Below are 10,850 nucleotides of genomic sequence, written 5' to 3' on the forward strand. Positions count from 1 at the left end.
CCCTCGGCCCGTATCCTCCCGGATCCGCCAAACGGGCCGGGTCGGCAGTATATTGACACCCGACCGGGCCGCTGGCTATCTGAAAGCGCTTTCAAAAATCACCCGCAGGGAGGACCCGATGGCGATGCTCGACCCGCCGGCTTCCGGACCGGGAGCACCCGAGCGCGACGCGCCGACCGTCGGGGGCGCCGATGCGACGGCGCCCGGCATCGCCGCCCCGCAGGCGATCGTCACGAGCCTGAAGCGCAGCGACGCGGCCACCCCCTACCGGTTCCGCGACCTGCTGGCGCTCGACGATTTCGAGCGCCACGCGCGCCGGCTCCTGCCGCCGATGATCTTCCAGTACGTGTCCGGCGGGGTCGAAACCGGCGCCGCCCTGGCGCACGGTCGCGGCGCCTATGCCGATTACGCGTTCCTGCCGCGGCTGATGCGCGATACCTCGGCGCGGGACACCGCCACCACGCTGTTCGGCCACACCTACGCGGCGCCCTTCGGGATCGGGCCGCTCGGCGGGGCCGCCTTCATCGCCTACCGGGGCGACCTCGTCCTGGCCGAGGCGGCGCGGCGGATGAACCTGCCGATGTGCCTCAGCGCCTCCTCGCTGATCAAGCTAGAGGACGTGCACGCCCAGAACCCGCAGGCCTGGTTCCAGGGCTACCTGCCGGGCGACCAGAACCGGATCGATCGCCTCCTCGACCGGGTCGCCGCCACCGGCTACCGGACCTTCGTGGTGACCGCCGACACGCCGACGCTCGGCAACCGGGAGCACAACACCCGCAGCGGCTTCTCCATGCCGATCAAGGTCACGCCCAAGGTGGCGTGGCAGAGCGCGACGCACCCGCGCTGGCTGCTCGGCACCGTCGCCCGGACCTTCCTGAAGCACGGGGCGCCGCATTTCGAGAACACGGAGGCCGAGCGCGGGCCGCCGATGATGTCGCAAGGGGCGGTGCGTAACACCATCGCCCGCGACCAGCTGTCGTGGAAGAACCTGGAGGCGATCCGGAAACGGTGGACCGGCAACCTGCTGGTGAAGGGCCTGCTGGCCCCGGCGGATGTCGAGATCGCCCGGGAATGCGGCGCCGACGGCGTGATCCTCTCGACCCATGGCGGCCGCCAGCTCGACTACGCCGTCGCGCCGCTGGACGTGCTGCCGGAGATCGCGGCCCGGAAGGGCGGACTGAAGATCATCGTCGACAGCGGCATCCGCCGGGGCACCGACGTGATGAAGGCCCTGGCGCTGGGAGCCGACTTCGTCCTGCTCGGCCGGCCGTTCATGTTCGGCGCGGCGCTGGGTGGCGTCGCGGGTGTCGAGCACGCGATGCGGATCCTGAAGGAGGAACTCAACCGCGACATGGCGCTGATCGGGGTGAACCGCCTGTCGGAACTCAATCCCGACTTCCTGCGCCGCGTCCCGCGGCGGGGCTGATCCGGAGACCGCCATGCCCCATCCCGCTCCCCTCGGCCTCGCCTTCGTCGGCTGCTTCACCACCGAGCGGCGTCGGGCGCGCGGCCAGGGTATCGATGTCTACCGGGTCGGGGGCGGACTGGAGGCGTGGACACATCTCGGCCGGGTCGAAGGCCTCGTGAACCCCTCCTTCCTGGTCGCGGATCCGGGGCGCGGCGTGCTCTACACGGTCCAGGGGGACGGCGCGGCGGCGAGCGCCTTCGCGGTCGAACCGGACGGCGGCCTGCGCACCCTCGGCAGCGCCGAGACCGGCGGCACCAACAGCGTGCATCAGGCCCTCGACCCGGGCGGGCGATTCCTGATCGTCGCCAACTACGCCAGCGGCTCGGTGGCGCTTCTGCCGGTTGGCGCCGCAGGTGCGCTGGCGCCGGCGAGCCACATCCTGTCACTCCCGGGCGAGACCGGTCCCCACCGGACCGAGCAGGCCTGCGCCCATCCCCACCACGTGGTTCTGGCGCCCGACGGGAGGCACGTGATCGTGCCCGACAAGGGCCTCGACCGGGTCTTCGTCCTGCGGCTGGAGGGCGAGCGGCTCGCCATCGCGTCGGAGACCGCGATGCGCCCCGGTGCCGGGCCGCGCCACATCGCGTTTCACCCGGGCCGGCCACTGGCCTTCCTGGTCAACGAGCTCGAATCGAGCATCGCCACCTGCTGCTGGGACGCGGGGTCCGGCACCCTGGCGCCCCTGCATCTCGCCCCGACGCTCCCGCCGGATTTCTTCGGCGCGAGCACGGCTGCGGCGATCGTGGTGACGCCGGACGGGCAGTTCGTCTACGCGTCGAACCGCGGCCAGGACGGGATCGCGCGGTTCCGGGTGGACGCGGAAGCGGGTCGGCTCGAGCCCGCCGGCTGGACGCCCTCGGGTGGCCGCGACCCGCGCTTCATGACGCTGGCGCCGGACGGGCGGCATCTCCTCGTCGCCAACGAGCAGGGCGACAGCCTCGTGGAATTCGCCATCGAGGCCGGGAGCGGAGACCTGACGCGGACGGGGTCGCGCCCGAGCCTCAGCCCCTGCACGATCGCATTCCTGTGACGGAGGTCGAGCGCGTCTTTGATTTTCACGACGGGTCCGATCCGCCACGCCCCTCCCCCCTCTGCGGGGGAGGGAAATTCCGAACCGGACCGCAGCTATACTTTAAAATAAGCCTATAAAAACAAATCAATAAGAAAAATCAGAACAATCCCGGAGGAAACGCCATGTTCGATAAGCGCTACAGGTTCCTGATCGCGATCCTGCTGTTCATCGCCGGGATCATCAATTACATGGACCGCGCCGCGCTCGGCGTGGCGGCGCCGTTCGTGAAGCAGGACCTGAACCTGTCGCCCTCGGAACTGGGCGTCATCTTCAGCACATTCTTCTTCGGATACGCGATCTTCGCCTTCGTGGGCGGCCAGCTCGCCGACCGCTACGGCCCGCGCAGCGTCTACAGCTGGGCCGCCGCCGCCTGGTCGATCCTGTGCATGCTCACGGGCGCCGTGACCGGCTTCACCCAGATGTTCGTGGTCCGCGCCCTGTTCGGTTTCGCCGAGGGGCCGATGAACTCGACCACGAACCGGACCATCACCACGTGGTTCCCCCGCGAGGAGACCGCCCGGACCATCGGATTCACCTTCTCGGGCCAGACCGTGGGCAGCGCCGTCGCGGCCCCGGTGGTCGGCCTGCTGGCCATCCAGTACGGCTGGCGGGTGGCGTTCGTGGCGATCGGCGCCTTGGGACTGCTCTGGGTCGTTGCGTGGCGCCTCCTGATGACCGACCGGCCCCAGGACAATCCCCGGGTCGGTCCGGAGGAGGTCGCCCTCGTCGAGCGCAGCCGGGCGGTGACCCATCTCGCGCCGTCCGACCACGCGCGCTCCCTGCGCGACTACCTGTTCCTGCCGAGCACGCTGTCGCTCGGGCTCGGCATGTTCGCGGTGAACTACACCCTCTACATCTTCCTCTCGTGGCTCCCGAGCTACCTCACCGACGCCCTGCACATGCCCGTCAAGGAGATGGCGCTGGTCGCCGCGATCCCCTGGGCCTGCGGTTTCGTCGGGTATGTCGGCGGGGGCGTGATCGCCGATCTCGTCTACACGCGCATGGGCGACAAGCTGGCGGCCCGGAAGATCACCACGATCGTGCCGCTCGCCGTTGCGGGGTTCGCGCTGATCGCGGTCAACGCCGCGGGAAGCACCGCCATGGCGGTCACGCTCATCGCCCTGGCCGTGCTGATGCTGACGAGTTCGGTGCAATCCTGCTGGGCGACGATCCACGAGCTGGTGCCGGAGGCGCGGGTCGGGGGCGTGAGCGGCTTCATCCACCTGCTGAGCAACATCTCCGGCATCATCGGGCCCACCGCCACCGGCCTCGCCGTGCAGCATCTCGGTGGCTACGCCAGCGCCTTCGTGATCGCGGCCCTGATCGCCGCCGCCGGCGTCGTCGCCATGGCGATCTTCGTGCGGCGGCCCCGCGTCCCGGAGGCGGCCGGGCCCCTGAGCGCGGCCAAGGCCGCCTGATCCTGGAGCAGCATCCCATGCATGCCGAACCCGTCCCGCACAGACCCGTCCTGCTCACCGGGGCCTCCGGCGCCCTCGGGCGGGTGCTGACCCGGGCCCTTGGGGAACAGGGCTGGGCGCTCCGGCTGACCGACCGGGTGCCCTTCCCCGATCCGCTGCCGGAGGGCGCGCGCTTCCAGCTGGCCGATCTGGAGGACGGGCCCGCGATCCTGCGCCTGGCGGAGGGCTGCGGCACGATCCTCCACTTCGGCGGGATCTCGGTGGAGCACCCGTTCGAGACGGTGATCGGCCCCAATATCCGCGGCCTCTACCACGCCTACGAGGCGGCCCGCCGGGAGGGGGCCCGGATGGTGTTCGCCTCGTCGAACCACGCGATCGGGTTCCACGAGCGGTCCGAGGTGCTGGACGACGACTGCGCCCTGGCGCCGGACGGCTATTACGGCCTGTCCAAGGCCTATGGCGAGCTGATGGGCGGCCTCTATCGCGACAAGCACGGGGTCGAGAGCGCCTTCCTGCGCATCGGCTCCTGCTTCCCGGAGCCCACCGACGCGCGGATGCTCGCCACCTGGCTGTCCTACGCCGACCTGACCCGCCTGGTCGTGCGGGCGACCCTGGCGCCGAGCCTCGGGCCCAAGGGCTCGGTGGTGATCTGGGGCGCCTCGAACAACCGCCGCATGACCTGGTGGCGGCAGGACGGCCGCGCGATCATCGGCTGGGCGCCCCAGGACAGCGCCGATTCCTACGCAGCGGCCCTGGAGGGCAAGACCAGCGGCAACCCGGTGGTGGAGCGGTACCAGGGCGGCGGCTTTACGGGGATGGACTATTCCCGGACGGAACCTCCGCGGTGACAGCAGGACGGCTGTTTCACCCGGGATCTCCCGAACGCACCCCCATCCTGAAGCGCTGCGCAGCAGCCTCGGCGGAGAGCTCCAGGGATCGCGCGGCAGGCTGGGGGCACCTCAGGATGAGGTCGCGTTCGAGATCCAGCTCTCTCGAACAGGGCCGGATCGACCCTTGAGTCGACAGTTTCTCAGAAAGCGATGGGACACGGCATGGCGGACGAGCAGAACGCGACGCGGCTGAAATGCGCGCTGGTGGTGCGCGGCGCCTTCGACGCGCACGTCGTCCCCGCCTTCGAGGCGGCCGGGGGCCGGGTGGCGATCCACTGGGCGCCGACCGCCGTCATCATGACGGCGATCGAGGCCGGCGAGACGGCCGACGCGGTCCTGGTCCTGTCCGACGCCATGGACCGCCTGATCGCGGACGGCCGCATCGAGGCGGAGAGCCGGGTCGACGCGGTGCGCTCCCGCTATGGCATCGCCGTGAAGGCCGGCGCGGACCATCCCGATATCGCCACCGTCGACGCGCTCAAGCGCACGCTGGTCGCGGCGCGGTCCGTGGCCTACTCGCGCACCGGCGCCAGCGGGATCTACTTCGCGGGTCTCCTGCCGCGGCTCGGCCTCGCCGAGGCGGTCAACGCCCGCGCGACCATCATCCCGCAGGGCTTCACCGCAGAGAAGCTCGTCTCCGGCGAGGCCGACATCGCGGTCCAGCAGATCAGCGAGCTGATGGTGGTGCCGGGCATCGAGGTGGTCGGCCCCCTGCCCGACCCGGTGCAGGAGGTCACGACCTTCTCGGCCGCAATCCTGCGCGGCGCCACCGACCGCGCCGGCGCCCTGCGCTTCCTCGCCGGCCTGACCACGCCGGAAGCGGCATCCGCCTACCGCATCAGCGGTCTCGAGCCGGCCTTCTGACCGCCCGCACCCGACGGGTCCCCGTTTTCGGGGGCGCAGCCGAGCGAGCCGATGCGGCGCGGGACCCCGACCCTCTCGCGTCTCCAGATGACGTCCCTGGGCTCACGATGACGGCACGGGCGGACAACAACCGAGAAACCACGAGGACACCATGGCCCCGAGCGAACAGGACCGGATCGTCCGGCAGGTCTTCTTCAGGCTGATGCCGCTGCTCTTCATCGGCTACGTCATGGCCTATGTCGACCGGATCAACGTCGGCTTCGCGGCCCTGCGGATGAACGCCGACCTCGGGATCGGCCCGGCCGTGTTCGGCCTCGGCGCCGGGATCTTCTTCATCGGCTATTTTCTCTTCGAGGTGCCGAGCAACCTGATCCTGGAGAAGGTCGGCGCCCGGCGCTGGATCGCCCGGATCATGATCAGCTGGGGCCTGCTCTCCGCGGCGATGATGTTCGTGCAGGGGGCCACCAGCTTTCTCGTCCTGCGCTTCCTGCTCGGTGCCGCCGAGGCCGGGTTCTACCCCGGCGTCATCCTGTACCTGACCTACTGGTTCCCCAAGGCCTACCGCGCGCGGATCTTCGGCGCCTTCGCGGTGGGGATCCCGGTCTCCCTGGCCATCGGCGCGCCGCTCTCGACCACGATCCTGCAGCTCGACGGGCTCCTGGGCCTGAAAGGCTGGCAATGGCTGTTCCTGCTGGAGGGCATCCCGACGACGCTGTTCGGCTTCGTCTTCCTGGCGCTGATCCCGGACCGGCCCAAGGATGCCGCCTGGCTCGCCCCCGCCGACCGGACCGCCCTGCAGGCCCTGATCGACGCGGAGCAGCGGGCGGTGGCGGGTGCCCACGGCACCAGCCTGCGCAAGGCGATCGCCGACCCGCGGCTGATCGCCCTGTCGTTCATCTACTTCGCCAATACCGGGGCCAACCTCGGCCTGGCGTTCTTCCTGCCGCAGATCCTCAAGAGCACCGGCCTGTCGGACATGCAGACCGGCCTGATGACCGCGGTGCCTTACGTCTTCGGGGTGGTCGGCGGACTGACCATCGGCTGGATTTCCGACCGGACCGACGACCGGCGCCTGACACTGGCGGGCGCCCTGCTGCTGACCGCGGTGGGCCTGGCGCTGGCCGGCTTCGCCACGGGCTCGCTCTGGGCCGTGGCGTTCATGGCGGTGGCCGCGGCGGGGCTCTACGGCGGCAAGGCGCCGTTCTGGGCGCTGCCGCCGGTGTTCCTGAGCGGCAGCGCGGCGGCGGGCGGCATCGCGCTGATCAACTGCGTGGGCAATCTCGGCGGCTTCGTCGCGCCGTCCATCGTCGGCTGGATCCGCGAGAGCAGCGGCAGTTTCGAGGCCGGTCTGTATTTCCTCGCGGCCCTGGCCTTCTCGGCGGTGATCGTGACGCTGCTCGTGGTGAACGCGCGGTTCGGCGCGACGCGGGGCGGCGCGGGACCGGTGCCCCTCCCGGCGGCGGCGCCGCCGCGCTGAGGCGATCGGGCGCGGGACCGATATCGTCCGGGGCCGCGGGCTCCCGCGCTTCGCGACCGCAAAAAAGTCCTTATGCTCGTGCTGTCCGGACGCCCAATCCCGTCCGAACGGATCGCGCCCTCCATGCTGAAGACAGCCTTCGTTGCCGCCCGCGACCGTCAACGGCTGTCGGAGATCGCGAGCATCCTGATCGGCTTCGGCGTCACCCGCGTCGTGGACCGCCTGGGCTTGCGCTACCTGCCGCTGCTGCCCCGCCGCCAGCCCCGGGTCGACGTCACCCGCCTGTCGGAGCCGGAGCGGCTGCGCCGGGCGATCGAGGCGCTCGGGCCGACCTTCATCAAGTTCGGGCAGGTGCTGGCGAGCCGGCCGGACCTGCTGTCGCCGACCTGGACCGAGGAGCTGCAGAAGCTCCACAGCCAGGTCGTGCCGGTGACCTGGGAGCAGATCGGGCCGCAGCTCGAGCTGGATCTCGGCGGCTCGCCGACGGAGATCTTCGCCGAGTTCGACACGAACCCCATCGCCTCCGCGTCGATCGCCCAGGTCTACCGGGCACGGCTGCACTCGGGCGAGGACGTGATCGTCAAGGTCCTGCGGCCGAACCTGCGCAAGATCATCGAGGCGGATCTCCGCCTGATGGCCCACGGCGCCCGCATCGTCGAGAACGAGTGGCCCGACATGGCCCGCTACCAGCCGCGGGAGCAGATGCGCCACCTCGCCGACGGGCTGAACGGCGAGCTCGACCTGCTCAACGAGGCGCGCAACTGCGAGCTGCTGGCGCAGATCTTCCTGGACCGCGACGACATCGTCTTCCCGAAGATCCACTGGGAGTACTGCTCCGAGCGGGTTCTGGTCCAGGATTTCGTCCACGGCATCCCGCCGAACGACGACGCGGCGCTGCGCGCGGCCGGTCTCGACAAGAAGCTGCTCGCCCAGAAGGGCACCGACGCGTTCCTGCAGATGGCGCTGATCGAGGGCGTGTTCCACGCCGATCCGCATCCGGGCAACATGCTGGCGATGCCGGGCAACAAGATCGGCTTCATCGATTTCGGCATCATCGGCCGGTTGTCACAGCGCCGACGCTCGCAATTGCTGGTGCTGATCGGCGCGATGCTCAAGCAGGATGCGGACGGCCTGATGGCGGTGCTGCTCGACTGGACCGGAACGAGCAACCCCGACCTCACCCGGCTCCAGGTCTCGGCCACGTCCTTCGTGGAGAGCCATTCCTCGATTCCATTGAACCTCGGGCTGGTGCTCACCGACTTCATGAACATGGCCCGCGAGAACGACCTCGCGATGCCCACCGACCTCGCCATCCTGTTCAAGGGGCTGGTCACCGCCGACGGTGTGATGCGCCACCTCGATCCGGATTTCGACCTGTTCGCGGCGGCCGGCCCCACCGTCAAGGCGAGCATGCAGACGCAGTTCTCGCTCTCGGCGCTCAAGCAGAAGGCCGAGGCGCTCGGCGTCGGCCTCTACGGGGCGGCCTCGGAGCTGCCGACCCTGATCCACCTGATGCTGGTGCGGCTCAAGCAGGGCCGCGTCACCGTGGAGATCGAGATCAAGGGCCTCGACAAGGTCACCCGCGGCATCGAGCGCGCCGCCGCCCGGGTGGCGGTGGCCCTGGTGGTCGCGGCCTTCGCCACCCAGCTGGCGCCGCGCCTCATCGACCTCGGCACACCGGTCTTCGTCTCGATCGGCTTGATTATCTTCGTGCTCGGGATCGGCTGGCTCGTCCTGCTGATGCGCAACAAGTAACCGAGTTCGTCACCGAGCCCCGCCGCGCGACAAGTTTTCGCCCGCCGGCGAATACATGTCTGGATTGATAATCCCCCCCGGCGTGTTAGCGTGACCCATCCGACGATTCGTTCGGCCGCGGGCGGGGACCCCGCACCAGAAGCGGTCGAAACCGCCGGTGCATCCCCGCGTTCGACCTCGCGTCGCCGCGCCCGCGCATCGATGGACAGCCGGCCCCGTGCGCGAGCGCGTCGCCGGGCAACGATGGGGGGCGGGCGGTGGATACGGTCATCGTGTTGCCGTGGGGCGATGGGGCGGCGCGGCGCCTCGATATCCTCGAAGCCGAGAATGCCCGCCTGCGCGACCAGCTCGCGCAAGCGGCCGCACAGGCCGACCGGGAGCGGCAGCGCAGCCGGCGGCTCGGCCGCATCGTCGAGGCCGCGAGCCGCGTCGAGGCCGGACGTTTGGCGATCGAGCGGGCCCAGAACGCTGCGGTCGCGCTGCCGGGTGACCGGGCGGCTGGCCTCCAAGCCGGGGGGCCGTCCGTGGGGTTCCGGCCGGCGGCATCGCCGCTGGCCTTCAACGACTACCTGGAACTGCTCGCCCATGACGGGCGCCTGATCACCGCCACGGAGGGCGGTCCGGCCCTGTCCGGCGTCGCCGACGAGGCGGAGGCGATCGGTCGCCCCTGGATCGACGTGTGGACCCGGCCGGAAGATCGCGAGGCCGCGGCAGCCGCCGTGGATCTCGCCCGGGCTGGCCACCCGAGCCGCTTCCAGGCGCAACTCGCTGTGGGTCACGCCGTCCGGTGGTGGGACGTGGCGGTCACGCCGATCGGCGCCACGCCCGGCTGCCGCGAACGCATCCTCGCGGTCTCCCGCGACATCACCGAATTGAAGGTCGCCGAGGCGCGCCAGACGCTGCTGATGCAGGAACTCGCCCACCGGATGAAGAACACCATGGCGATGGTCCAGGCCGTCGCGGCGCAGACCATGCGCAATGCGGTCTCGCTGGAGGCGGCGGGCGAGGCCCTGGCAGCGCGCCTGCTGGCGCTCGCCAGGGCCCACGACGTGCTCCTCCAGGGTTCGTTCGCCCGGGCCTCGCTGGTCGGTCTGGTCGAGGGTGCGGTCTCCCTGCACGACGACGGCATGAGCGGCCGCTTCCGGGTGGTCGGGCCCGACCTGACCCTGGGACCGCGTCAGGGCCTGACCCTGGCGCTGATGCTGCACGAACTCGGGACCAACGCGGCCAAGTACGGCGCGCTCTCCGTCGCCGGAGGCAAGGTCGGCATCACCTGGGAGGTGACCGAGGCGGATGGGGGGCCGCGCCTGCGCTTCCGCTGGGAGGAGACCGGCGGCCCGCCCGTGACGCCGCCGACCCGCAGCGGCTTCGGCACCCGCCTGATCGCCCGCAGCCTCGCGCACGGGTCCGGCGGCACGGCGCTGCTCAGCTACCCGCCGGAAGGGGCGGTCCTGCTCTTCGAGGCGCCGCTCGAAGCGGTCACGGTGGGCTGATCGGGATCGGCTTCGACCGACGCTTTCAACGCCTGCAGGGCCACGAGCGTGTGGTCGCGCAGGTGCCCGACATCGGCCAGCCGGTCCGTCAGGTCGTCGCCCGCCTGGGCGGTTTCCTCGAGATCGCGGCAGGCCCGGGAAAACGCGTCGCAGCCCAGCATCCCCGCCATCGAGACGAGCGTGTGCGCCTCGCGCCCGTAATCGGCCGCCCCGCGCTCCGTACCCTCGAACGCGGTGGCGAGGCACAGTAGGAAACGCTCCAGGATGCGCGTGAGCTTGTCGGGGCCGATCACGGCCGCGAGTTCGTCGAGCGTATCCCGGTTCACGAGCGTCAGTGACACCGTCTGTCTCCGATTGGGCACACGCGGTGCGCTCCGCGGGTTGGCGTTCGAAGGTCGCACGATCCGGAGACG

9 protein-coding genes are annotated in these 10,850 nt (G+C 70.5%); 8 read left to right on the forward strand and 1 reads right to left on the reverse strand.

The annotated features are described in order from the left end of the window. The first annotated feature begins 118 nt into the window (after window positions 1-118). The 8 genes from AC3IF3_RS06475 to AC3IF3_RS06510 all read left to right on the forward strand — a co-directional run bounded on the left by AC3IF3_RS06475 (window position 119) and on the right by AC3IF3_RS06510 (window position 10,437). A complete protein-coding gene (locus tag AC3IF3_RS06475; protein WP_489227888.1) occupies window positions 119-1,426 on the forward strand; it encodes an alpha-hydroxy acid oxidase in 1,308 nt (435 codons plus the stop codon). 13 nt (window positions 1,427-1,439) lie between these two features. After that, window positions 1,440-2,498, forward strand: coding sequence for a lactonase family protein (locus AC3IF3_RS06480; RefSeq protein ID WP_489220177.1), 1,059 nt, complete (start codon window positions 1,440-1,442; stop codon window positions 2,496-2,498). Window positions 2,499-2,662: 164 nt separating this feature from the next. Beyond that, window positions 2,663-3,958 (forward strand): MFS transporter, encoded by a 1,296-nt coding sequence (locus AC3IF3_RS06485; protein WP_489227890.1) that lies wholly within the window; start codon window positions 2,663-2,665, stop codon window positions 3,956-3,958. Between the two features lie 17 nt (window positions 3,959-3,975). After that, window positions 3,976-4,806: an NAD-dependent epimerase/dehydratase family protein gene (locus AC3IF3_RS06490; RefSeq protein ID WP_489227891.1), complete on the forward strand. Its 831-nt coding sequence runs from the start codon at window positions 3,976-3,978 to the stop codon at window positions 4,804-4,806. 204 nt (window positions 4,807-5,010) lie between these two features. Continuing rightward, the gene (locus AC3IF3_RS06495) at window positions 5,011-5,712 is read left to right on the forward strand and encodes a molybdate ABC transporter substrate-binding protein (protein WP_489220180.1); all 702 of its coding nucleotides are present in this window, start codon (window positions 5,011-5,013) and stop codon (window positions 5,710-5,712) included. A 151-nt stretch (window positions 5,713-5,863) separates the two neighbouring features. After that, window positions 5,864-7,189, forward strand: a complete 1,326-nt coding sequence (locus AC3IF3_RS06500) for an MFS transporter (RefSeq protein ID WP_489227893.1) — start codon at window positions 5,864-5,866, stop codon at window positions 7,187-7,189. Window positions 7,190-7,312: 123 nt separating this feature from the next. Further along, the gene (locus AC3IF3_RS06505) at window positions 7,313-8,944 is read left to right on the forward strand and encodes an ABC1 kinase family protein (protein WP_489227894.1); all 1,632 of its coding nucleotides are present in this window, start codon (window positions 7,313-7,315) and stop codon (window positions 8,942-8,944) included. Between the two features lie 272 nt (window positions 8,945-9,216). Beyond that, window positions 9,217-10,437: a sensor histidine kinase gene (locus tag AC3IF3_RS06510; RefSeq protein WP_489227896.1), complete on the forward strand. Its 1,221-nt coding sequence runs from the start codon at window positions 9,217-9,219 to the stop codon at window positions 10,435-10,437. Here the strand turns inward: AC3IF3_RS06510 and AC3IF3_RS06515 are convergent. Continuing rightward, window positions 10,374-10,778 carry an Hpt domain-containing protein gene (locus AC3IF3_RS06515; protein ID WP_489220183.1) on the reverse strand — a complete coding sequence of 135 codons (405 nt, stop codon included), beginning with the start codon at window positions 10,776-10,778 and terminating at the stop codon, window positions 10,374-10,376. The two genes, AC3IF3_RS06510 and AC3IF3_RS06515, sit on opposite strands and share 64 nt — an antisense overlap. Between the last annotated feature and the right edge of the window lie 72 nt (window positions 10,779-10,850).

Source organism: Methylobacterium sp. J-118, from assembly GCF_057836565.1.

Coding starts and splice junctions, on each gene's coding strand:
- AC3IF3_RS06475 (WP_489227888.1), top strand. CDS start 119: ATGGCGATGCTCGACCCGCCGGCTTCCGGACCGGGAGCACCCGAGCGC.
- AC3IF3_RS06480 (WP_489220177.1), top strand. CDS start 1,440: ATGCCCCATCCCGCTCCCCTCGGCCTCGCCTTCGTCGGCTGCTTCACC.
- AC3IF3_RS06485 (WP_489227890.1), top strand. CDS start 2,663: ATGTTCGATAAGCGCTACAGGTTCCTGATCGCGATCCTGCTGTTCATC.
- AC3IF3_RS06490 (WP_489227891.1), top strand. CDS start 3,976: ATGCATGCCGAACCCGTCCCGCACAGACCCGTCCTGCTCACCGGGGCC.
- AC3IF3_RS06495 (WP_489220180.1), top strand. CDS start 5,011: ATGGCGGACGAGCAGAACGCGACGCGGCTGAAATGCGCGCTGGTGGTG.
- AC3IF3_RS06500 (WP_489227893.1), top strand. CDS start 5,864: ATGGCCCCGAGCGAACAGGACCGGATCGTCCGGCAGGTCTTCTTCAGG.
- AC3IF3_RS06505 (WP_489227894.1), top strand. CDS start 7,313: ATGCTGAAGACAGCCTTCGTTGCCGCCCGCGACCGTCAACGGCTGTCG.